The sequence below is a fragment of the Pseudomonas sp. GG8 genome (assembly GCF_052976945.1).
The window spans coordinates 2,050,289-2,074,343 of sequence record NZ_JBRIIP010000001.1; the positions used below are offsets into that span (position 1 = coordinate 2,050,289).

Here is a 24,055-nt window from a genome sequence, read left to right on the forward strand (position 1 = left end):
GTTTTTCTCTGTGCATCTGCTACGTTCATGGGTGTAAGTCTTTCTCGCCAAGCCCTCAATAAGAACAAGCACAGGGACACCGATGAGCCAGCAACAGAAGCATTATCAGCAGCATTACGACCATTCCATCGCCGATCCCGAGGCCTTCTGGGCGCTACAGGCGCGCAACGTGGCGTGGTATCAGGCACCTCGACAGACTCTGCAAACCCTGGCTGACGGCACGCATCGCTGGTTCGCCGACGGTCAGCTCAATAGCAGCTATCTGGCACTCGATTATCAGATCGAGCAGGGCCGTGGCGAGCAGACGGCACTGATCTACGACTCGCCCGTCAGCCACAGCAAGGTGCGCTACAGCTACAACGAACTGCGTGACGAAGTGGCGCGGTTGGCGGGTTTGCTCCGCCAATTGGGCGTGGAGAAGGGCGACGGCGTAATCATCTATATGCCGATGGTCCCGCAGGCGGCCATGGCGATGCTGGCCTGCGCCCGACTCGGCGCAATCCACTCCGTGGTGTTCGGCGGTTTTGCAGCCCATGAACTGGCACTGCGCATCGACGATTCCAAACCCAAGCTGCTGCTGACGGCTTCGTGCGGGTTGGAGTTCGACCGGGTTATTGAATACAAACCCTTGGTGGACAAAGCCCTGGAACTGGCTCGCCATCAGCCGAGCCATGTTCTGGTGCTGCAACGCCCACAGGTTCAGGCGCAGTTGCAGAAGGGCCGCGACCTGGACTGGAACGCAGCCTTGGTCGGTGTGCAACCGGTCGATCCGGTGCCCGTCGCCAGCACCGACCCGCTATACATCATGTACACCTCGGGCACCACCGGCCGGCCCAAAGGTATCGTTCGCGAAAACGGCGGCAACGCAGTCGCGCTGACCTTCACCATGAGCCATATCTACGGGATGCAGCCGGGCGATGTCTGGTGGGGCATCTCCGATGTTGGCTGGGTGGTAGGCCACACCCTGATTGTCTACGGACCGCTGATGTGCGGTTGCACCACTATCCTGTATGAGGGCAAGCCGATCCGTACGCCAGATGCCGGCGCGTATTGGCGGGTGATCGAAGAATATAAGGTCAACGCGTTGTTCTGTGCTCCCACTGCCATGCGCGCGATTCGCAAGGAAGATCCTGACGGCGAGTTGATCAAGAACCGCGACCTGAGTTCGTTGCGACAGTTGTTTTTGGCGGGGGAAAAACTTGACTCCAGCACGCATCACTGGCTGGAACAGCTGACTGGCAAGCCAGTACTCGATCATTGGTGGCAGACCGAAACCGGTTGGCCGGTGACTGCACCGTGCGTAGGTCTTGAAGGTCACAGCCCGGCCCCTGGTTCAAGCAACCGTGCGGTGCCGGGTTACAACGTGAAGGTGGTGGATGAGGAGGGCCGGTTGCTCGCGCCTGGTCAGCAAGGTTCTATCGTCATCGCCTTGCCATTGCCGCCTGGGTGCAGCCAGACGCTATGGAATGACCATACACGCTACTTGGAAGCTTATCTGCAGACGTTTCCCGGCTATTACCACACGGGTGATGGGGGGTATGTGGACGAAAATGGTTTCGTGTACATCATGGGCCGCACGGATGATGTGATTAACGTCGCGGGTCATAGGCTGTCCACCGGGGAGATGGAAGACCTGGTCAGCCAACATCCCGCCGTGGCCGAGTGTGCGGTGATCGGCGTGCATGACGAGATCAAGGGGCAGGTGCCGCTGGGCATGATCGTGCTCAAGGACGGCGTCAGCGAAAGTGCCGAGCAGTTGCGTAGCGAAATGGTGGCGTTGGTGCGCGAGAGAATCGGTGCGCTGGCGTGCTTGCAGCGTGTGGTCGTGGTCAAGCGCCTGCCCAAAACCCGCTCCGGCAAAATACTGCGCGGTGTTCTACGAAAAATCGCCGACGGCGAGGACTTCACTCCGCCGTCGACGATTGATGATCCAGCGATTCTCGGGGAGATTGCTGCTGCGTTGAAAGCAACATAAACCCCAAGAGCGGATTTGCCTGAAGGGGCCGTTGACTCAGCGCGGGACCGAGACCATTTCCGACACGGTGGTCAGGACATCCTTGGCCAGTTGTTTCGAGCGTTTGCCGGACCAGCCGGTGACGACGTCAGGCGCGTCATCGTTGTCCTTGAACGGCATTTCCAGGGTCAATGCCAGGCATTGGAAACGCTCGCCGACGCTGTTGCAGGCCAGGTTCATGTTGGCTTGGCCGGGGTTGCTGCGCGGGTAACCGTAGCGGGTCTGGAAATCCTGGGTGATTTCGCTCAAGCGGCGGCGGAAGTGTTCTTCCAGTTGCTGCTGGTGCGGGGTGTAGCCGGGATTGCCTTCACACGCGGCGGCAAACACGTAGGGGATTTCTTCATCGCCGTGGATATCGAGGAACAGATCTACGCCGTATTTCTCCATCTGCTGCTGGACGAAAAACACTTCCGGGCTCAACTCCCGGCTGGAATCCTGCCAGGCCCGATTCAGGTCTTTACCCTTGGCGTTGGTGCGCAGATGACCGTGGAATGAGCCGTCAGGGTTCATGTGCGGCACCAGGTACAGATCGGCGGCAGCCAGCAGTTGCGCCATGACCGGGTCGTGTTTTTCCTGCAAGCGTTCGATCAGGCCTTCCATGAACCATTCGGCCATGTGTTCGCCCGGGTGTTGCTGGGCGATGATCCAGACCTTGCGCTTGCCGACAGCACCGTCGCCTTTGCGCAACAGTTGGATGTCGCGACCTTCGACGCTTTTGCCGATGGCAATCAGCTCGGTGCCGGCTTTGTTGATAGCCTGTTCGATCAGCCAGTCATGACGTGCGCGGCTATAGGGTTCAAAGTAGGCGAAATACACCTGCGACTCGGTTGGCGCAAGGCTGAAATTCAGGGCCGTGCCGTCGAATGTTGTCGGTACACGAAACCAGTGTTCATGATCGTAAGAGGCCACGGCCTGGTAACCGTTCCAGGCGCGGTTGTAGCTGGACTGGCTGGCGTTGGTCAGGCTGAAGGCGTGTTTTTGGCCCACGTCCAAGTGTTCGACCTTGAAGTGAAACCACTGAAGATGGGGGCTGTTCGTGTCGGGACGGATCGCCAGTCTTACGTTAGAAGGGTTGCTGGCGTCGAGTACTTCAATATTGCCGCTGTCGAAATCAGCGCTGATTTTGAGAGGGGTCTGAGTCACGGTTATTTCCTGTACGGCGGTACCAATTCGTGCCGGTACTGTACACCCATCGGAAAGAAACAAAAAAAAGACCCGGCAAAAAGCCGGGTCAAAACCGTGATTAGCCTGATGAGGAGATAACCCGGAAGCCGACCTGAGGCTTCTGGGTTATCGGGTTGATCTTGCGATCAACGGCGCTAATAATAACAATTATCATTCGCATGTCAAAGTTTATTTTGCTTCATCCAGTTCCACCAGTGCCGTGCCTTCGCTGACCATCTCGCCTTCGACGCAATACAGCGCCTTGACTACTCCAGCATGGGGTGCGCGGATGCTGTGCTCCATCTTCATGGCCTCCAGCACCACCAACTGCGCACCCGCGTCGACGCTTTGACCGACCTCGACCAGCACCCGCACGATGCTGCCGTTCATTGGAGCGGTCAGGCCGCCCTGATGGCTGTGGCTGGCTTCAATCTCGGCAATCGGATCGAGGCGTTTGATGGTGTGCAGCTCGCCTTGCCAATGCAGATATAAGGTATCGCCCCGGCGGATCGCCAGATGCTGACGGCGCACGCCATCGTGTTCAATCAGCAGTTGCTCGCCCCTCAGCTCGGCCAGCGAGGCGTTGCTGTTGCGCAGCTGGATCACCTGCTTCTGGCCATTGCAGATCAAGTGCAGGTCGATTTCTGTCGGCAGCCCGGCACGCAGACCGTTGTGGCTGGCCCACGGTGAATAAAGGTCGTCCTGACGAACCGTGGCTGGCTGGCTTTGGCTGAAGGCCTCGCCAGCGGCTTGCCAGAACTCTGCCGATAATTCTCCGGCGGGTGGCAGCAACTGTTCCTGATAGCGTGGAATAAATCCGGTATCAAGTTCCGCCGCTGCGAACGCAGGATGAGCGACGATGCGGCGCAGGAACGCCAGGTTGGTTTTCAGCCCGCCGATGGCGAACTCATCAAGCATGGCCAGCAAACGCAGACGTGCCTGCTCACGGTTCTCGCCCCAGGCGATCAGTTTGCCGAGCATCGGGTCGTAGAACGGCGACACGCTGTCACCCTCGGCTACGCCGCTGTCCACGCGTCGACCGGGGCCGGCAGCAGGTTCGCGGTAGATGTCCAGCGTGCCGGTGGCCGGCAAGAAATCGTTGGCGGGGTCTTCGGCGTACAGCCGCACTTCGATGGCATGGCCAATCAGCGGTACCTGCGCTTGAGTAATTGGCAACGCCTCGCCTTGGGCCACGCGAATTTGCCAGGCCACCAGGTCCAGCCCGGTGATCGCTTCGGTGACCGGGTGTTCGACTTGCAGGCGAGTATTCATCTCCATAAAGAAGAATTCGCCGCGAGAGTCCAGCAGAAACTCCACCGTGCCTGCGCCGACATAACCAATGGCTTGAGCAGCACGCACCGCCGATTCACCCATGGCACGGCGCAGCTCTGGGCTGAGACCGGGGGCAGGGGCTTCTTCGACGACTTTTTGATGGCGGCGCTGAATCGAGCAGTCGCGCTCATTAAGGTACAGGCAGTTGCCGTGCTGATCGGCAAACACTTGGATTTCGACGTGACGCGGCTTGAGCAGGTATTTCTCCACCAGCATCCGCGAGTCACCGAACGATGACTGTGCTTCACGCTGAGCCGAGGCCAGCGCTTCGGCCATTTCACTGACCTGTTCCACCACCTTCATGCCTTTGCCGCCACCGCCTGCCGTGGCTTTGAGCAACACCGGGTAACCGATGCGTTCAGCGGCTGCGCTGAAGGTTGCGACGTCTTGTGCTTCGCCGTGATAACCCGGTACCAGAGGTACGCCCGCGTCTTCCATCAGGGCCTTGGCGGCGGATTTGCTGCCCATGGCGTCGATGGCAGAGGCGGGTGGACCGAGGAAAACCAATCCAGCGTTTTCGATGGCGCGGGCAAACCCTGCGTTTTCAGATAAAAAGCCATAACCAGGATGAATCGCCTGGGCGCCGCTGGCCTTGGCCGCAGCGATCAATTTGTCGATCAGCAAGTAGCTGTCGGCCGCCTTGCTCCCACCCAGATCCACTCGGATGTCAGCCTCGCGGCTGTGTCGAGCATCGCGATCGGTGGCGCTGTGCACGGCAACTGTGGTCAGCCCAAGCGCCTTGGCGGTGCGCATGATGCGGCACGCAATTTCGCCCCGGTTGGCGACCAGAATTCGGGTCAGCAGTGGTGTAGGGGTCTGCGAGGCGCTCATGGGCGCGGCTCCTTTTTATTGGATTGAGCGGCGTCAGCCTGCTCGGACTGCCAGGCCGGTGCGCGTTTTTCCAGAAAGGCGCGCAAGCCTTCCTGGCCTTCAGGACTGACGCGGATACGGGCAATGGCGTTTTCGCAATAACGACGCAGGGCAGGGGTCAGTGCACCGTTACCTACTTCACGCAGCAGGTCTTTACTCGCACGCATTGCTTGTGGGCTGTTGAGCAGCAAGGTGTTGATCCACTGATCGATCTGCTGCTCGAACTCGGCGGCTGGGTAACACTCGGCAAGCAAACCGATTTCCCGTGCGCGCAGGCCACTGAAGCGCTCGGCCGTCAGGGCGTAACGACGCGCCGCACGCTCACCGATGGCTTGCACCACGAAGGGGCTGATCACCGCCGGGGCCAGGCCGATGCGCACTTCCGACAGGCAAAACTGCGCATCTTCGGTACCGATGGCCATGTCACAGCAACTGATCAGACCCAATGCGCCGCCATAGGCCGCGCCTTGCACGACCGCCAAAGTGGGGATCTTCAATTTGGCCAGGTTGTACATCAACTCGGCCAGTTCGCGGGCATCGTCGAGGTTGGTGTTGTAATCCAGGTTCGCCGATTGCTGCATCCAGGCCAGGTCGGCTCCAGCGCTAAAGTGCTTGCCCCGGCCACGGATCACCATGAAGCGCAGACGGGTGTCGGCTTGCACATCATCCAGGGCGATGATCAGCTCGCGAATCATTTGGGCGTTGAAAGCGTTGTTCTTGTCCGCGCGGTTCAGCCAGAGCGTGGCGAACCCCCGGGGATCTGTGTGCAATTCAACTGTGTGTAAATCGGTCATGTTCACTCCGTGGGTGCGGCCCGGTTACATCCGGAACACACCGAATGTGCTTGGCTCGATAGGCGCATTCAGCGATGCGGACAAGGCCAGGGCAAGGATGTCCCGGGTTTGCGCGGGGTCGATTACACCGTCGTCCCACAAACGGGCGCTGGAGTAATAAGGATGACCCTGGTGCTCATACTGATCGAGAATCGGTTGCTTGATCTCGGCTTCCTGCTCAGCGCTGAACGTGTGACCGCTGCGTTCGGCTTGCTCGCGCTTGACCTGCACCAGCACGCCAGCAGCTTGTTCGCCACCCATTACGCCGATCCGGGCGTTGGGCCACATCCAGAGAAAACGCGGGTCGTAGGCGCGGCCGCACATGCCGTAGTTACCGGCGCCGAAACTGCCGCCAATGATGACCGTGAACTTCGGCACCTTGGCGCAGGCTACGGCGGTGACCAGCTTGGCGCCGTGCTTGGCGATGCCGCCAGCTTCGTACTTCTGGCCGACCATGAACCCGGTGATGTTCTGCAGAAACAACAACGGGATGCCGCGCTGACAGGCCAGCTCGATGAAGTGCGCGCCTTTTTGCGCCGATTCAGCGAACAGGATGCCGTTATTGGCCAGGATCGCGATGGGATAGCCGTGCAGATGGGCAAAGCCGCAGACCAGCGTGGTCCCGAACAAGGCCTTGAATTCATCGAACACGGAGCCGTCCACCAGGCGCGCAACCACTTCGCGCACATCGAAGGGTTGCTTCGCGTCAGCCGGGATCACCCCGTACAACTCGTCGGCGCCATACAGCGGGGCAATGGGGGTCAGGGCGTTGAGTTCACCCTGTTTACGCCAGTTGAGGTTGGCGATGCTGCGTCGGGCCAAGGCCAGGGCATGTTCATCACTTTCGGCGTAATGGTCGGCAACCCCAGAGATCTTGCAGTGCACATCGGCACCGCCCAGGTCCTCGGCGCTCACCACTTCACCGGTCGCGGCTTTCACCAACGGTGGGCCAGCGAGGAAAATCGTCGCCTGTTGGCGAACCATGATTGCTTCATCGGCCATGGCCGGCACGTAAGCACCGCCCGCGGTGCACGAGCCCATGACCACGGCGATCTGCGGGATGCCCACGGCGCTCATGTTCGCTTGGTTGAAGAAAATCCGCCCGAAGTGCTCGCGGTCCGGGAACACTTCATCCTGACGCGGCAGGTTGGCGCCACCGGAATCGACCAGATAGATGCACGGCAAGCGATTTTGCTGAGCGATTGTTTGCGCTCGCAGGTGTTTTTTCACCGTCAGCGGATAGTAAGAGCCGCCTTTTACTGTGGCGTCGTTGGCGACGATCATGCATTCGACGCCCTCGACCCGGCCAATGCCGACGATCAAACCTGCCGCGGGTACGTCTTCGCCATACACCTCGTAAGCCGTCAACTGGCCGATTTCAAGGAAAGGCGAACCGGCATCGAGCAAACGGTTGATCCGTTCGCGGGGCAGCAGTTTGCCGCGCGACGTGTGGCGCTCTTGGGCTTTAGGCCCGCCGCCCTGATGAACCTGGGCGAGCAACTTTCGCAAGCCTTTGACGTGTTCCAGCATCGCTGCGCCGTTGAGTGCGAATTCGGGCGAGCGCGTGTTGATTTGGGTGTGCAGGATGGCCATGAGGCACTCCAAAAGATCAAATAGGCTCAGCGCGTTTCGTTGAACAGCTCGCGACCGATCAGCATGCGGCGGATTTCACTGGTGCCCGCGCCGATCTCATACAGCTTGGCGTCACGCAACAGGCGTCCGGCCGGAAACTCATTGATATAGCCGTTGCCGCCGAGGATCTGGATGGTGTCCAGAGCCATTTGTGTGGCGCGTTCTGCGCTGTACAAGATCACCCCGGCAGCATCCTTGCGCGTGGTTTCGCCGCGCTCACAGGCTTGAGCCACGGCATACAGGTACGCGCGGCTGGCATTGAGTTGGGTGTACATGTCGGCGACCTTGCCTTGAATCAGCTGGAATTCGCCGATGCTCTGGCCGAACTGTTTACGGTCGTGAATGTAGGGCACCACCACGTCCATACAGGCCTGCATGATCCCGGTAGGGCCACCCGAAAGCACGACGCGCTCGTAGTCGAGGCCGCTCATCAAGACTTTGACGCCGCTGTTCAGCACACCGAGCAGGTTCTCTTCCGGCACTTCGACGTCATCGAAAAACAGCTCGCAGGTGTTAGAGCCACGCATGCCGAGCTTGTCGAATTTGTTGCTGCGGGAAAATCCTTTCCAGTCGCGCTCGACGATGAAAGCGCTGATGCCATGAGCGCCTTTTTCCAGGTCAGTCTTGGCGTAGATCACATACGTGTTGGCATCCGGGCCGTTGGTGATCCAGGTTTTACTGCCATTGAGAACGTAATGATCGCCGCGCTTGTCGGCGCGCAGTTTCATCGACACCACATCGGAACCGGCATTGGGTTCGCTCATGGCTAAGGCACCCACATGCTCGCCACTGATCAGCTTGGGCAGGTATTTGGCTTTCTGCTCGGGGTTGCCGTTGCGGTTGATCTGGTTCACGCACAGATTGGAGTGAGCGCCGTAGGAGAGGGCGACTGAAGCCGAGCCACGGCTGATTTCTTCCATCGCCACAACGTGAGCCAGGTAGCCCATGCCCGCGCCGCCGTATTCCTCAGAGACCGTGATGCCGAGCAAACCCATGTCACCGAACTTGCGCCACATGTCAGCAGGGAACAGATTGTCTTTATCGATTTGCGCCGCACGGGGCGAAATTTCTGCCGCGACAAAGGCCTGAACCTGGTCGCGCAGCATGTCGATGGTTTCGCCGAGGGCGAAGTTCAGGCTCGGGTAGCTCATGCTTTTTACCTTTCCTATTATTGTTGGGTGCAAACCCTGGGTTGGGGTCTTGAAAATAATGAGTGCTATGGTGAATGCTGTATTCACCTTTACGTTAACGTAAACCTGTCGGGCTTTGCCTGTCAACATCCGTTCATAGGCATGACCTTTACGTTAACGTCAATTTGCGCCAAAGTAGACGTGTTCGAAGAGTAAGGCCTCTATGATGGCTGTGTCTGGCGAAACGACGATACGGCTGTGATCCCAAAACAAACATAAAAAGGGACGGTCCATGATTCAACCTAGCTATTCTCGCGGTCGGCAGGACAAAGCGCTGTTGGCGCAGACCATCGGTCAGGCATTTGACGAGACTGTCGCCAAATTCCCTCTTAGCGAGGCATTGGTCGTGCGCCATCAGCAACTGCGCTATAGCTGGGCGCAGTTGGGCGAAGCGGTAGACCTGCATGCGCGGGCGCTGATGGCGCTGGGCTTGCGGACGGGCGACCGCCTGGGGGTTTGGGCCCCGAACTGCGCGCAGTGGTGCATTACCCAGTTCGCCAGCGCGAAACTGGGCGTGATTCTGGTCAATGTCAATCCCGCCTATCGCACCAGTGAGCTGGAGTACGTGCTCAAGCAGTCTGGCTGTCAGTGGTTGATTTGCGCCGGAGCGTTCAAGACCTCGAACTACCACGCCATGTGTGCCACGCTGGTTCCTGAATTGTGCGACTACCCGGCAGGACAGCTGCGCAGTGAGTCCCTGCCGGAGTTGCGTGGGGTGATTAGCCTCGACGAGCAGCCGCCAGCAGGCTTTCTTCCATGGAGCGCGTTGGCGTCTTTGGCAGTCGAGGTCAGTGTCGAGCAACTGAACGAGCGACAGCGCTGTCTGCAATTCGATCACCCCGTGAATATCCAGTACACCTCTGGCACCACCGGTTTCCCCAAAGGTGCGACCCTCAGCCACTACAACATCCTCAATAACGGTTACATGGTCGGTGAAAGCCTTGGCTTGAGCGCGACTGACCGCGTCGTGATCCCGGTGCCGCTGTATCACTGCTTCGGTATGGTCATGGGCAACCTGGGTTGTATGACCCATGGCGCAACGATGATCTACCCAAATGACGGTTTCGACCCTTTGCTCACCCTCCGCGTTGTGGCTGAGGAGCGAGCCACTGCGCTGTATGGCGTGCCAACCATGTTCATCGCCATGCTCGATCATCCGCAACTCAAGGCATTTGACCTGTCCAGCCTGCGCACCGGGATTATGGCTGGCGCGACCTGCCCGATAGAAGTCATGCGCAAAGTGATCAGCGAGATGCACATGAAGGAGGTGCAGATCGCCTATGGCATGACTGAAACCAGTCCGGTGTCGCTGCAGACCGGGCCTGAGGATGGCATTGAGCTGCGGGTAACGACCGTGGGCCGCACTCAGCCGCAACTCGAGAACAAAATCATCGACGAAACCGGTTGTGTCGTCCCGCGCGGCCAGATAGGCGAGTTATGCACCCGTGGTTACAGTGTGATGCTCGGCTATTGGAATAACCCGCAAGGCACCGCCGAGGCGCTGGATCAAGCGGGCTGGATGCACACCGGCGACCTGGCGTCGATGGACGACAATGGTTACGTGTGCATCGCCGGGCGCAACAAGGACATGATCATCCGTGGCGGCGAGAACGTGTATCCCCGCGAGCTGGAGGAGTTCTTTTTCACCCATCCCGCAGTGGCGGACGTCCAGGTGATCGGCATCCCGGATACCAGGTATGGCGAAGAGATCGTCGCCTGGATAAAGCTGCACCCGGGGCACGTCGTCAGTGCGCTCGAATTGCAAGGCTGGTGCAAAGACCGGATCGCCCATTACAAAACCCCGCGCCATTTCAAATTCGTCGACGAATTCCCCATGACCGTAACGGGCAAGGTTCAGAAATTTCGCATGCGGGAAATCAGTGTCGAGGAATTGCTGAAGGCGGTTGAGTAGGGGCTTGATGGGGTTTGGCAAACGCCAGATAGCACGAAGGGGAGCCTGGGCTCCCCTTCAAGGTTTTATGCATGCTCTTTTTTTATTGTTTTAGGGTGGCCTGTTGTTGTTTTTGGCGACCGTTCCCTTTTACCGCTGTTTTAGTCGATCCCATTCAGGATCAAGAGCAAACGTATTTTTTTGAGCGCTGACTCGCTTTCATCACCTGCGTGATCCAACCAGTTCGGGAGCTACCTGAGGTAGTTTTATTGTTCTCTGCCCGGTCGCGGGGTCGAAACCCCTGAAAAGCTATCCACTCCAAAAAAATCTATTAGCTGCGTCTCTGTCCGTGTTGTTCTTGTTATGTCAGAGCCGATACGTATTGTTTTTATTGGGTACTGCATTATTTTTTATTTTTGTTGTACGGAACCTATAGCAGAAGCCGTGCCAACTTAATCAAGTCCTTTAAAATCAATGGCTTGAAAAAATACCTGCCAAAGTCGCCGAGAAAAATTATCAGTAATTGTTTCCGTGTTACCCGTTTCCTCCCCACCTTTTATTGGCGCGGTAACACTCCGGTCGCCAAACGCGCCTTCGCGACCCGTGAACCGGTAGGGCGCCCCAGCACGTCACAGATCCGCTGACCGGCTGCAATCAAGCGATCCATATCGATGCCGGTATCAATCCCCAGACCGTTGAGCATGTACAGCACATCTTCGGTCGCGACGTTACCGCTGGCGCCTTTGGCATAGGGGCAACCGCCGAGCCCAGCGATAGAACTGTCGAACACCTGAATCCCCTCAAGCAGGCTGGCGTAGATATTGGCCAGCGCTTGCCCATAGGTGTCATGGAAATGGCCCGCCAGTTTGCCCCGCGGGATCTGCCCGGCGACAACGTCGAACAAGGTGCGAGTCGCGCCCGGTGTACCGGTGCCGATAGTGTCGCCCAAGGACACCTCATAACAGCCCATGGCGAACAGTTCGTTGGCGACCGAGGCCACCTGCTGTGGTGCGACCTGGCCTTCGTATGGACAGCCGAGCACACAGGAGACATACCCGCGCACACGGATGCCGTGCAGGCGGGCGGCCTCCATGATCGGGACGAAACGCTCCAGGCTTTCGCTGATCGAACAATTGATGTTGCGCTGGGAGAACGCTTCGGACGCGGCGGCGAATACCGCGACTTCTGTCACGCCAGCGGCGAGGGCGTCTTCAAACCCCCTGAAGTTGGGCGCCAGCGCCGCATAGGTCACGTCGGGCTTGCGCTGGATCTGAGCGAAGACTTCAGCGGATCCGGCCATTTGTGGGACCCATTTGGGCGAGACAAAACTGCCGACTTCGATATAACTCAGGCCTGCGGCGGTCAGTCCATCGACCAACCGCACCTTGTCCGCGACGCTAATGGGCTGGGCTTCATTTTGCAGACCGTCGCGAGGGCCGACTTCCACCAGGCGAACATGTTGAGGCAGGGGCATGGCATCACCTTATATTTATTTGAGGTTTACTCAGTAACATCATGATCTGTAACTGTTCTTTCAAGTGCAGCCAGGCAACGCTCTTCAGCAGTGTCCAGCTCCAGCTGCATTTGCTGGATGTCCAGCAGTTGCTGTTCAAGCTGAGTACGACGGTCACTGATTTTACCGAGCATGGTATTCAACTGTTTTCGATTGTCGCCGCGAGGGTCGTACAGCTCGATCAGTTCCCGGCATTCTGCCAGGGAGAAGCCGATGCGCTTGCCACGCAGAATGAGTTTCAGACTCACCTTGTCGCGGCCTGAGTAGACACGCTCAAGGCCCCGCCGCTCGGGAGCGAGCAGGCCTTGTTCCTCGTAGAAGCGAATAGCGCGGGTGGTAATGTCGAGCTCGCGGGCGAGGTCGGAAATGCTGTAGGTCTGACTGCTCATGAAGGGACTCACGGTTAAACGTGTGGCTAACCTACGGCGTGCTTGACGTATACGTCAAGCTGCCTGCCGCGCCTTCATTCACTTTTGCTGCCTCATCCATGCGCAAATCACGACCATTTAACCTAGAAATGACTTTAAGTTATTAAAATTAACACTTGATAATCAATTACTTGGGATTGATATCTAAAGCTTTATCTAGCTTCTTTTCTTGCGCTGTCACCAGTTGGCAGAGTTCGATTATCTGCTCCCGCATCCAGCGGTTAGCCGGGTCCTGATCAGTGCTTTCGTGCCAGTAAAGGTGGGTTTCCACCGGTGGCACATCGTTGACCGGCAAATTGACATAGTGCAGATCATGGCGTCTGGCGAAGCGCTCCGGCACGGTCATGACCATATCGGTCTGTTGTAGCACTTGCGAAGCCATCAAGTAGTGCTGCGAGCGCAGGGCGATTTTGCGCTGAATGCCCATCTTGCCCAGTGCCAGGTCAACATGTCCCAGGCCGCTGCGGCGGCTGGAAATGTGGATGTGCGTCAGGGACAGGTAGTCTTCCAGGCTGAATTTTTCTTTGGTCGCCAAGGGATGCCCCTTGCGCATGGCACACACGTATTTGTCTTCCATGAGCTTGACGTGACGCACTTGCGGGTCGGTATTGAGGGGCGCATCGACGGCGAAGTCCAGCCGCCCGGCTGCCAGCTCCTTGGTGGTCTCGCGACGCTTGGACAAAAAGCTCTCGATAATCACCGCCGGGGCCAGTCGACGCAGACGTTGAAACAACGCAGGGAGGATCACCGCTTCGGTCAAGTCGGTCATGCTGATGCGGTAGGTCTTGTTTGCCTGCAACGGATTGAAAATCCGGCTTTCCTGCACCGAGACGCGCAGCAATGTCAGGGCGTTGCGCACCGGCCCGATGATGTTCTGGGCCATGGGCGTGGGCACCATGCCTTGCGCGGTCCGTACGAAAAGTGGGTCGTTGAAGGTCTCCCGCAGGCGGGCCAGAGCGTTCGAGACCGCAGGCTGGGTGATGCCGACAATCTGTCCGGCACGGGTCAGATTGGCTTCGGTATAGATGGCATCAAAGACAATAAAGAGGTTGAGGTCGACCTTGCTCAGATTCATTCCATTGCGCTCTCATGTTGTTTTTATTGAGACGTTACGAAGGCCGATCATATATCGGTTATGAATGTTTATACACGTTGAGAATAGGTTAGATAAATTTTCATCGCTGATCTAGCATCCAATTCATGCACTCACCCACCTCCTTCAGAAGGTAGCTGCTCATGGATTTCGCGTACTCCCCAAAGGTTCAGGAACTGCGTGAGCGCGTCACTGCGTTCATGGATGCTTATGTCTACCCGGCAGAGCCTGTGTTCGAACGTCAGGTCGCCGAGGGCGATCGCTGGCAGCCCACTGCGATCATGGAAGAGCTCAAACTCAAGGCCAAGGCTGAGGGGTTGTGGAACCTGTTCCTGCCAGAGTCGAAGCTCGGTGCGGGCCTGACCAACCTCGAGTACGCTCCGTTGGCTGAAATCATGGGCCGTTCGTTGCTAGGGCCAGAGCCGTTCAACTGTTCGGCGCCAGACACCGGCAACATGGAAGTGCTGGTGCGCTATGCCAACGAAGCCCAGAAGCAGCAGTGGCTTGAACCGATGTTGCGCGGCGAAATTCGTTCAGCGTTCGCCATGACCGAGCCGGACGTCGCGTCCTCCGATGCCACCAACATGGCCGCCCGCGCTGAACGTGACGGTGACGAATGGGTGATCAACGGCCGTAAGTGGTGGACCTCTGGCGCCTGCGACCCGCGTTGCAAAATCATGATTTTCATGGGCCTGAGCAATCCCGAAGGTCCGCGCCATCAGCAACACTCAATGATTCTGGTGCCGACCGATGCCCCTGGGGTGAAAATCGTCCGCTCGCTGCCAGTATTTGGCTACGACGATGCCCCCCACGGTCATGCTGAAGTGCTGTTTGAGAACGTTCGCGTGCCTTACGAGAACGTCCTGTTGGGTGAGGGGCGCGGCTTTGAAATCGCTCAAGGTCGACTCGGGCCTGGACGGATTCACCACTGCATGCGCTCTATCGGCATGGCTGAACGGGCATTGGAACTGATGTGCAAGCGTTCGATCAGCCGCACTGCATTCGGTCGTCCGTTGGCGCGACTGGGCGGTAACATCGACAAAATTGCTGATTCGCGGATGGAAATCGACATGGCGCGCCTGCTGACACTAAAGGCTGCGTACATGATGGACACCGTCGGCAACAAAGTCGCGAAAAGCGAAATCGCCCAGATCAAGGTCGTGGCGCCGAACGTGGCATTGCGCGTGATTGACCGGGCGATCCAGATGCACGGCGGCGCTGGGGTTTCCAACGATTTCCCGTTGGCCTACATGTACGCAATGCAGCGCACGTTGCGCCTGGCCGACGGCCCGGATGAAGTGCACCGCGCGGCGATAGGCAAGTTCGAGATCGGTAAGTATATGCCGAAGGAAATGCTGCGCAGCGAGCATCACTGACCGCGAGTAGCGGTGGGGGGCGGATTTATTCGCCTCCCACCCAGATACTCAATACACCCAAACCTCTACCCGCCGATTTTTGATCCGGCCTTCATCGGCGTTGTTGGCCGCCACCGGCATCTCATCACCCAAACCGCGAATGTCGCGCAAGACCACGCCCGCCTTGACCAGCTCTCGCCGCACCGCCATGGCCCGGAGTTTGGACAATAACGCTGCCCGCGCTGGATCGCTCTTGGCATCGCCAAACCCTACCAGCGTGACGTGGCCGTTCAATTTGTCGTGTGTCTTGAGGTAGTCAACGACCCGCTGCAGGTCGAGTTGCGCCTTGTTATCCAGGGTCGCACTGCCTTGGGCAAAGCGAAAATTCACCGACAGACGCTGTGCTTGCTTGACGATGGCTTGATAGTCCGCAGGCAGCCCTGCTGAGGCCTGGACCTTGATCGCCTGTACCGTCTGGGCGATGAAGCCGCTGTTGGCAACGATGGCCTGGCCTTTGCTGCTTTGTGCGAACTGCACCAGTGCTTCGGCCCATGGTTGGAGGCCCTGAGGTGGCAGGTAGAAATACAGGCGCCGCGACAGAGGGTAATCCTCGGTGGCAATCAGGCTGACGGTCGGCAGCATCGGTTTCGAATCGCCATCGGCAATCGCGACAGCGTGGGCCCTGCGCACGTAAGGCAAACCGATAAAGCCAATGCCTCCACGGTCCTGGCTGACTTCATCAGACAGCTGCTCACTGGATTCGAATCGCTTGGTGTTGTGCGCCAGGGTTTTGCCGTACTTGAGCAGTACCAGCTCATTGAACGTGTCGAAGGTGCCGGAGTGATCATCGCGGGCATACAGGTGAATCGCGCCACCGGTACCGCCGAGATCTTCCCAGTCGTGGACTTCACCCGAGAATATTTGCGCGAGTTGTTCAGTGTTCAACTGATGCAAGGGATTGGCCGGATGGAGGATCACCGCCACGCCGTCGATGGCAATGACTTGTTCGGCCTTGCGGCTTTTCAGGTCGCCCAGCGAGGCCAGGTTCGCCAGTTCGCTGTCCTTGATCGGCCGTGAGGAGGCTGCCAGGTCGGCCTTGTCGGCCTTCAATGCAGTGAACCCCGTCCCAGAACCGTGGGCCGCCACCTCGATTAGTACCGTGCGTCCGGCAGGCGTCTGGCCGAGCACACGTTGTTCGTTCTCATGGGCGCCCGCTTCGATACGCACATTTTGCAGACCTTGGGCGTGCAGCAAGCCTTCGACCAGCGCTGGGCCCAACGCGGCGCCAATGGTATTGGAGCCTTGGATGCGTAACGCCGGGATGCCTTCGGCAGGGATCGGCAGTGCCGCGAAAACCACACCGGGCAGGGTGCTGCAGATAAAACCGAATAGCCAGGCTGCGCGGTGTCGGGCAGTACCAGTGAACAGAGCGCGCAGCATGTGCGGCACCTTATAGAGACAGAAAGTGCCGGGAGATTAAGTCAGAATGATTGCTGAAATATGACAGTCATGCCTAAAAGGGCGTCTGCGGGGCCGGTTCTAGCTCAACTCCAGCCAGATCGGCGCATGGTCAGACGGTTTCTCCATGGCGCGCAGGTCGTAGTCCACGCCAGCGGCCTTGATGCGTGACTGCAATCCATGGGAGGCCATAATCACGTCGATCCGCAAACCGCGCTTGGGCTCATCTTCGAAGCCCCGGCTGCGGTAGTCGAACCAGCTGAAGCGGTCTATCACCTCGGGATGAAGATGACGGAAGCTGTCTATCAGGCCCCAGTTTTTCAGGCGCGCCATCCACTCGCGCTCTTCAGGCAAGAAACTGCATTTGCCAGTCCTGAGCCAGCGTTTGGCGTTATCCAGGCCGATGCCGATGTCGCAGTCTTCCGGGGAAATATTCACGTCGCCCATCACCACCAATGGCTGATCGTTTTTGAACTGGCTTTCCAGCAACAGCTGGAGGTCGTTGTAGAAACGCTCCTTGGCCGGGAATTTGGTCGGATGGTCGCGGCTTTCACCCTGCGGGAAGTAGCCGTTCATGATGGTCACAGGCTCGCCCTTTGTGTCGGCGAACGTGCCCCAGATAAAGCGCTTTTGGGATTCTTCGTCATCGGTGTCGAAACCCTTGTGCAGGGTGAGTGGCGCCTGGCGCGAGAGCAGAGCGACACCGTAGTGGCCTTTTTGCCCGTGGAAGTGCACGTGATACCCCAAGGCTTCGATTTCAGCGTGGGGGAATTGCTCGTCCGAGACTTTGGTTTCCTGCAGGCCGATCACGTCCGGCTGATGTTTCTCAATCAGCGCCGCCAACTGATGAGGTCTGGCGCGCAGGCCGTTAATGTTGAACGAGACGATTTTCATGGGCGGCAATCCTGGCAAACAAAAAAGCGATGCTAGCTGACCTGTCGACTCACGGCCAGCGTGGCGGATTGTCTGATCCAATGCTAGGGTCGGGTAGCAGAGTCGAAAATGTCGGAACTGTAATGCGTACCTGTTACTCGAAGCTTTCGCATCACAAACGCTGTCGTTCGAGCAGCGCTGTACCTATGAGGTCAACCGAATGCCTGAAACTTCAACAGCCGTGGCTGAAGTCCGCCAGCTGGACAGTGGTTACTCCCGCGAGGCGCGCTCGCTGCTGTATCACGCCTATCGCCACGAACCGAGCTTCGCTTACTTGTTTGAGTCGGACAGGCCGGGCTATGAGCATCGGGTCAGGGCCACCGTGCGTGAACTGGTCAAACAGCACTTCTTGCAGGACCTGCCAGCGCTGGGGTTGTTCGTCGAGGATCGGCTGGTGGGCATCGCTCTGATTGCCCCACCGCAACGCCGTCTCGATATTACCGAAAGCTGGGCATGGCGTTTGCGCATGGTCCTCAGTGCAGGGTTGCGCTGTACCCAGCGCTATCTGGAGTATCACCAGGCGGTGCTGGCCTGCCTGCCTTCTGACGCTGTGCACGTTTTGCCATTGCTGGGGGTCCACCCACAATTTCAGGGTCGTCACTTTGGTGAGCAGTTGCTCACGGCGCTGCATCAATGGTGCGCCGTCGATGAAACTTCACAGGGCGTGGTGCTCGACACGGGCAATCCGCGATATCTGGAGTTTTATAAGCGACAGGGCTATGAGGAAATCGGTGAGATTGCTGTAGGACCAATCCGGGAACATGTGTTTTTCCACCCCAATCCTCAGGTATTGCTCAAAGCCCAGGCATAAAGTCCCAGGCTTTCGCTGTCAGACGCGCTCCAGTACGACTCGCCGCGCGTGATAGCATCCGCCGCTATGAAGTTTTCCGGTAGATTCACCAGCGGTTTGGTTCTGCTGTTTATTGTCCAGTTCAGCACTTTTTCGGTGTTCGCGGCGGCGCAACTGGATATCAGGATCGAACCCTCCAACGACGCACTTAAAGCCAATATCGAAGGGTATGTGGGCAGCCTTGGCGAGCGCGATGAAGAGGCCCTGCAACGTTTCAGTCTGGGGGCTGAAGAGCAGGCGCAAAAAGCGGCGCAAGCCTTGGGCTATTACCAGGCGCAGATCGACAGCACAGTAAAAACCGGCAAGGACCTGCGACTGGTGATCAACGTGGTGCCTGGCGAGCCGGTGCATCTGCGCAGTGTCACCGTACGGATTGACGGCCCAGCCGCCTCGCTCAAGGCGTTTCGAGTGCCGAAAAGCGACAGGTTGAAAACGGGCGCTGTACTCAATCATGGCTACTACGAAGACGCCAAGCGCCTGATCCAGAATCAGGCATCGCGCTATGGCTTTTTTAGTGGGCACTTCAGCAGCCAGCGCCTGAGTATCGACCCAAAGGCCGGTGTTGCCGATATAGAGCTGATTTATGAGAGTGGCCCGCGCTACGTGCTAGGTAAAGTCAGCTTCAGCGGCGATGCGCCATTTGATGACGACTTGATGCAACGCATGGTGCCATTCAAAGCCTACACCCCTTATGACTCGGAACTGATCGCTGAACTCAATCAGGCCTTGCAGTCGAGCGGCTATTTCGAGGGCGTGCGGGTGGACGCGGCGCCCACGGCAGCAGTGGATCAGGTGATTCCGGTGGCGGTCCAGCTACAAACCCGCAAGCCCCGCACGATGGGGCTCGGCCTTGGCTTTTCCACCGACGTCGGTGTGCGCGGCAAGGCTAACTGGACGCGCCACTGGGTCAATCCTCAGGGGCACAGCTATGGTGCCGAGATGGAGCTGTCCGCACCGCGCCAAAACGTGGGCCTGTGGTACGACATACCTCTGACCCCGCCACTGACCGACAAACTGCGGTTCGCTGGCGGTTACCAGTACGAAGAGATCGCGGGCACCGACACCGTGAGCAAGCTGTTGACCGTCGGCCCTGAGTGGCACAGTCGGCTGTCCAGCGGTTGGGATCGGGTGATTTCATTGAAGTGGCAGCGCGAGGAATATCGTCTGGGCGATGATTCCGGGCTAAGTACGTTGCTGATGCCGGGTATCAGCTATTCACTTTTGCGCAGTGACAACCGTATCGACCCGCATAACGGTTATCGCCTGCAGTTCGATGGGCAAGTCGCCAAGGAGGGGCTGGCGTCAGACACCAATGTGTTGCGCGGCACTGTACTGCTTAAAGGCTTGACGACCGTGTGGCAAAACCACCGTTTTCTTGGGCGCGTGCAGTTTGGTGGCAGCGCGACCAACGGCTATCAATCGATCCCTCCCTCCTTGCGTTTTTTTGCTGGCGGCGATCAAAGCGTGCGCGGCTATGACTACCAGACCCTATCACCGACGAACTCCGACGGTGATCGTATTGGCGGACGGTACATGGTCGCTGGCAGCGCCGAATATCAATATTCAATCGCTGAAAAGTGGCGTGTAGCGACGTTTGTGGATCAAGGCAACTCCTTCAATACATTGCAACTGCCAAGCTTGAAAACCGGTGTTGGTATCGGCGTGCGCTGGGTCTCGCCGGTCGGGCCGTTGCGCCTGGATCTGGCTCATGCGCTGGATGGCGATGGCGGGTTTCGTGTGCACTTTTCCATGGGCCCTGAATTATGAGGAGTGCCTGAACGGTGCGTCGCGCAATAAAAATTACCGGCCTGAGCCTGATCGCGTTACCCGTGCTGCTGATCCTGAGTCTGTACCTGATCCTAGGCACGCAAGCGGGCAGCCGTTGGGCGCTGGGGCTGGTGCCGGGGCTGAAAATCGAAAACTTCAGCGGTCATCTGGCCGGTCAATGGCGGGCCGATCATCTGCTGTGGGTACAGGGCGATAGCCGCGTCGAGGTCGATGCGCCAGTCTTTGCCTGGTCGCCTTCGTGTCTGGCGAAGATGACGCTCTGTGTCGATCAATTGCAGGCCGAGCGCGTCGGTTTACAGTTCCCTTCCGGTGCCGACCAAAGCAGTGGCCCCATGAGTCTGCCGGATCTGAAGCTGCCGCTGGCGATCCGCTTGGGTGACGTGCGCATCGGCAGCCTGATGCTTAATGGCAGCGAACAAATACGCGCTCTGCAACTGGCAGCGGAGTGGACGGCCAGCGGCCTGCAGATCAATGCTGCGCATCTGCAACGGGATGGTCTGGTGCTTGATCTGTCCGGGTTATTGCAGCCAAACGGCGACTGGCCGCTGACAGCCCAAGGTCAGCTGAAGCTGCCGGCACCGGGTGATCAGCCTTGGACGCTGGCCTTGAACATTCAGGGCAATCTGCTCAAGACTTTGCAGCTCAAGGCGGATAGCAGTGGTTATCTGCAAGGTCAATTGAGCGGGCAACTGCAACCGCTGGTGGAGAATCTGCCCGCACAGGTGAAAGTCACGGCGGATGGCTTCAAGGCCAGCGCCGATCTGCCGGACACCCTGCAACTCAATCGGATTGAGCTGGCAGCTCAGGGCGATTTGAAGCACGGTTATCGGGTCTCTGGCAACGCCAGCCTGCCTGCCGAGCAAGGTCCGGTCGCGCTGGCGCTGCAAGGCAGGGTCGATGCTCAAGGTGCGGACATCGCGGCGCTTGATCTGACGGCCAGTGCAGAACAATCACTGAAGCTCAGCGGTCGGCTGGACTGGCGCCAGGGCTTCAGCGCCGACGCAAAAATCGATTGGCTGAACTTTCCGTGGCATCGGCTTTATCCGGCGATTGATGAACCGCAGGTGGCTTTGCGCACCTTCAGCGGCGAAGTCTCCTACACCGATGGCAAATACCTGGGCAATTTCAGCGGTGCTTTCGATGGACCCGCCGGGGCGTTCAGCCTGAGCAGTCCGTTCAGCGGTGATCTCAAGCAGATCTTTCTGCCTCAGTTAGAGCTGGCTGCGGGCAAGGGCAAGGCTGATGGGCACCTGAAACTGCAATTCGCCGATGGCATAGGCTGGGATACGGCGCTGGATCTGAGTGCGATCAACCCGGCGTATTGGCTGGGAGAATTGCCGGGTACCTTGGCTGGACCGTTGCGCAGCACCGGGGAATACAAAAACGAGCGACTGAGCCTGAACGCCGACCTCGACCTCAAAGGTCGGTTGCGGGGGCAGCCGGCCGTGCTGCAGGCCAAGGTCGATGGCGCCGGTGATAAGTGGACGCTCGGCTCGCTGGATGTTCGCCTGGGCGATAACCGCATTCAAGGCAAAGGCAGCTTGCAGCAACGTCTGCTTGGCCAAATGGACATCAATTTGCCGCGTCTGGGCCAGCTGTGGCCGCGTTTGCAGGGTCAAGTCAAAGGGCGCCTGGACCTGGCGGGCACACTGCAAGCGCCGCAAGGTCAACTGGCATTGCAAGGCGGGCAACTGGCGATGGCAGACAACCGCCTGCAAAGCCTGGCCCTGGCAGCAAAACTGGACACGGCTCAGCGTGCATCCATTGACCTCAAGGGTGGTGGTATTCAACTGGGCGACACGCAACTGGGCACGCTGAAGGTCAACGGTCAGGGGGATATCAAACATCAACAATTGGCGCTCGACCTGCAAGGCCCATTATTGAAGCTGGGGTTGGCACTCGACGGCGACCTGAGCAAAGGTGACTGGCGGGGCAGGCTGGTCAGTGGCGATGTGCAAACAGGGGGCCAGGATTGGCGCTTGCAGCAGCCGACCAGGCTCGAACGACTGGCTGATGGCAAAGTCAATTTTGCCGCTCACTGCTGGATTTCGGGGCAGGCAAGTTTGTGCGGTGAGGATCAGCGGCTGATGCCCGAGCCGCGCTTGCGTTATCACCTTAAGCAATTCCCCCTCGACAGCCTGGCTCAGTGGTTGCCCAAGGACTTTGCCTGGAAAGGCCTGCTCAACGGCAACGTGCAACTCGATCTCCCGACTTCCGGCCCTAATGGCCAGGTTTCGGTGGAGACCAGCGGTGGTACTTTGAGCATTCGCGAGAAGGACCAATGGCTGGATTTCCCTTATGAAAGCCTCAAGATCAGCAGCATCCTGAACCCGAAACGCATTGACTCCCAGCTGGACTTTCGCGGTGGAAAACTGGGCACGCTGTCAGTGACAGTGCAGATTGATCCGCTGGCGAAAAACAAACCGCTGTCCGGAGCGTTCAACCTCAGTGGGGTGGATATATCCATTGCCCGGCCTTTCGTGCCGATGGTCGAAAAACTCACCGGCAGGCTCAATGGCAGTGGGCGTTTGTCTGGGGGGCTGCTGGCACCGCAGGTTAATGGCAGCGTCACCCTCAGCGACGGCGAAGTGACTGGGCCGGAACTGCCCGTCAGCCTGCATGACCTGACGGTTCAGGCCCTGATCGCTGGCGAAAGCTTGCGCCTGGACGGCGGCTGGAACAGTGGCGAGTCTGGAAAAGGTACGTTGAATGGGCAGATATCCTGGGGCGAAGCGCTTGCGGTGGACCTCAATCTGAAAGGCGCGCACCTGCCGCTCACGGTGGAACCTTATGCCCTGCTGGAAGTGGCACCGAATCTAAACATCACCATGAAGGGCGGTAAGCTGGCGATTTCCGGCAAGGTGCTGATCCCCAAAGGCGCGATTACGATTCGTGAACTGCCGCCCTCGACAGTCAAACTGTCGGGTGACACCGTGATCGTCGGCCATCAGACCGAACAGGGCGCGCCGCCGTTGGTCATGGCCATGGATATCGACGTTGAAGTAGGTCAGGAAACACTCAGCTTCAGCGGTTTTGGGCTGACCGCAAATCTGGCCGGGCATGTGCATATCGGTGACAACCTCGACGCTCGGGGCGAGCTGACCCTCAACGATGGGCGTTATCGGGCTTATGGTCAGCGTTTGACCATTCGTCGAGCACGGCTTTTATTCGCTGGCCCCATCGACCAGCCGTACCTTGATATCGAAGCAATTCGCAAAACCGACGACGTGGTTGCCGGTATTCGCCTGACCGGCAGCGCCGAACAGCCGACCACTGTCGTGTTCTCAGAGCCGGCCATGAGCCAGGAGCAGGCGTTGTCCTATCTGATCATGGGGCGCCCGTTGAGCACCACCGGCGAAGACAGCAACATGATGGCCCAGGCAGCGTTGGCATTGGGCCTGGCCGGGAGCTCTTCAGTCACGGGTACGCTCGCCAAGGATCTTGGTATCAAGGATTTCGAGCTGGACACGTCAGGCAGCGGCAATACGACCAGTGTCGTCGCCAGTGGCAAGATTACTGACAAGTTGAGCCTGCGCTATGGCGTCGGCGTGTTCGAACCGGCCAACACCATCGCCTTGCGTTATATGTTGAGCAAAAAGCTCTATCTGGAAGCCGCCAGCGGAATCGCCAGCTCACTGGATCTGTTCTATAAACGGGACTTTTGAGCAGTGCACTCATGAATGTTGTGGGAGCGAATTCATGTGCTCCCAC

General features: G+C 58.5%; 16 protein-coding genes. 6 read left to right on the forward strand and 10 right to left on the reverse strand.

The window, feature by feature from the left end; genetic code table 11:
* The first annotated feature begins 82 nt into the window (after positions 1-82).
* Positions 83-1,975: a propionyl-CoA synthetase gene (locus tag ACVBEG_RS09985; protein ID WP_322215997.1), complete on the forward strand. Its 1,893-nt coding sequence runs from the start codon at positions 83-85 to the stop codon at positions 1,973-1,975.
* A 36-nt stretch (positions 1,976-2,011) separates the two neighbouring features.
* Here ACVBEG_RS09985 and ACVBEG_RS09990 read toward each other — a convergent pair whose 3' ends face one another.
* The 5 genes from ACVBEG_RS09990 to ACVBEG_RS10010 all read right to left on the reverse strand — a co-directional run bounded on the left by ACVBEG_RS09990 (position 2,012) and on the right by ACVBEG_RS10010 (position 8,996).
* The gene (locus ACVBEG_RS09990) at positions 2,012-3,157 is read right to left on the reverse strand and encodes a M14 family metallopeptidase (RefSeq protein ID WP_447107642.1); all 1,146 of its coding nucleotides are present in this window, start codon (positions 3,155-3,157) and stop codon (positions 2,012-2,014) included.
* Between the two features lie 210 nt (positions 3,158-3,367).
* Positions 3,368-5,341: an acetyl/propionyl/methylcrotonyl-CoA carboxylase subunit alpha gene (locus ACVBEG_RS09995; RefSeq protein ID WP_322179422.1), complete on the reverse strand. Its 1,974-nt coding sequence runs from the start codon at positions 5,339-5,341 to the stop codon at positions 3,368-3,370.
* A complete protein-coding gene (locus ACVBEG_RS10000; RefSeq protein ID WP_447107643.1) occupies positions 5,338-6,174 on the reverse strand; it encodes a gamma-carboxygeranoyl-CoA hydratase in 837 nt (278 codons plus the stop codon). The genes ACVBEG_RS09995 and ACVBEG_RS10000 overlap by 4 nt, the downstream gene beginning before the upstream one ends.
* Before the next feature lie 24 nt (positions 6,175-6,198).
* Positions 6,199-7,806, reverse strand: coding sequence for a carboxyl transferase domain-containing protein (locus tag ACVBEG_RS10005; protein ID WP_322179420.1), 1,608 nt, complete (start codon positions 7,804-7,806; stop codon positions 6,199-6,201).
* Positions 7,807-7,832: 26 nt separating this feature from the next.
* Positions 7,833-8,996, reverse strand: a complete 1,164-nt coding sequence (locus ACVBEG_RS10010; RefSeq protein WP_322179419.1) for an isovaleryl-CoA dehydrogenase — start codon at positions 8,994-8,996, stop codon at positions 7,833-7,835.
* 271 nt (positions 8,997-9,267) lie between these two features.
* Between ACVBEG_RS10010 and ACVBEG_RS10015 the strand changes: the two genes are divergently transcribed.
* Positions 9,268-10,947 (forward strand): AMP-binding protein, encoded by a 1,680-nt coding sequence (locus tag ACVBEG_RS10015; protein ID WP_447107644.1) that lies wholly within the window; start codon positions 9,268-9,270, stop codon positions 10,945-10,947.
* 535 nt (positions 10,948-11,482) lie between these two features.
* Here ACVBEG_RS10015 and ACVBEG_RS10020 read toward each other — a convergent pair.
* The 3 genes from ACVBEG_RS10020 to ACVBEG_RS10030 form a co-directional block, all read right to left on the reverse strand.
* On the reverse strand, positions 11,483-12,400 hold the full coding sequence (locus ACVBEG_RS10020; RefSeq protein ID WP_447107645.1) for a hydroxymethylglutaryl-CoA lyase: 918 nt from the start codon (positions 12,398-12,400) through the stop codon (positions 11,483-11,485).
* A gap of 26 nt (positions 12,401-12,426) precedes the next feature.
* Complete coding sequence (locus ACVBEG_RS10025) at positions 12,427-12,828, reverse strand: MerR family transcriptional regulator (RefSeq protein ID WP_219060173.1); 402 nt, start codon at positions 12,826-12,828, stop codon at positions 12,427-12,429.
* 166 nt (positions 12,829-12,994) lie between these two features.
* On the reverse strand, positions 12,995-13,942 hold the full coding sequence (locus tag ACVBEG_RS10030) for a LysR family transcriptional regulator (RefSeq protein ID WP_322216010.1): 948 nt from the start codon (positions 13,940-13,942) through the stop codon (positions 12,995-12,997).
* Positions 13,943-14,103: 161 nt separating this feature from the next.
* Between ACVBEG_RS10030 and ACVBEG_RS10035 the strand changes: the two genes are divergently transcribed.
* A complete protein-coding gene (locus ACVBEG_RS10035; protein WP_322179415.1) occupies positions 14,104-15,336 on the forward strand; it encodes an acyl-CoA dehydrogenase in 1,233 nt (410 codons plus the stop codon).
* 48 nt (positions 15,337-15,384) lie between these two features.
* Here ACVBEG_RS10035 and ACVBEG_RS10040 read toward each other — a convergent pair whose 3' ends face one another.
* Together ACVBEG_RS10040 and xthA are read right to left on the reverse strand one after the other, a co-directional pair.
* Entirely contained in the window at positions 15,385-16,755 is a 1,371-nt protein-coding gene (locus ACVBEG_RS10040; protein ID WP_322179414.1) for a phosphate ABC transporter substrate-binding/OmpA family protein, read from the reverse strand.
* A 99-nt stretch (positions 16,756-16,854) separates the two neighbouring features.
* Complete coding sequence (gene xthA / locus ACVBEG_RS10045) at positions 16,855-17,667, reverse strand: exodeoxyribonuclease III (RefSeq protein ID WP_447107646.1); 813 nt, start codon at positions 17,665-17,667, stop codon at positions 16,855-16,857.
* A 199-nt stretch (positions 17,668-17,866) separates the two neighbouring features.
* Between xthA and ACVBEG_RS10050 the strand changes: the two genes are divergently transcribed.
* From ACVBEG_RS10050 to ACVBEG_RS10060, 3 genes are all read left to right on the forward strand, one after another.
* Positions 17,867-18,517 carry a GNAT family N-acetyltransferase gene (locus ACVBEG_RS10050; protein WP_219060168.1) on the forward strand — a complete coding sequence of 217 codons (651 nt, stop codon included), beginning with the start codon at positions 17,867-17,869 and terminating at the stop codon, positions 18,515-18,517.
* Between the two features lie 66 nt (positions 18,518-18,583).
* Positions 18,584-20,323 carry an autotransporter assembly complex protein TamA gene (locus ACVBEG_RS10055; RefSeq protein WP_447107647.1) on the forward strand — a complete coding sequence of 580 codons (1,740 nt, stop codon included), beginning with the start codon at positions 18,584-18,586 and terminating at the stop codon, positions 20,321-20,323.
* Between the two features lie 14 nt (positions 20,324-20,337).
* On the forward strand, positions 20,338-24,009 hold the full coding sequence (locus ACVBEG_RS10060) for a translocation/assembly module TamB domain-containing protein (RefSeq protein WP_447107648.1): 3,672 nt from the start codon (positions 20,338-20,340) through the stop codon (positions 24,007-24,009).
* Positions 24,010-24,055 lie beyond the last annotated feature (46 nt).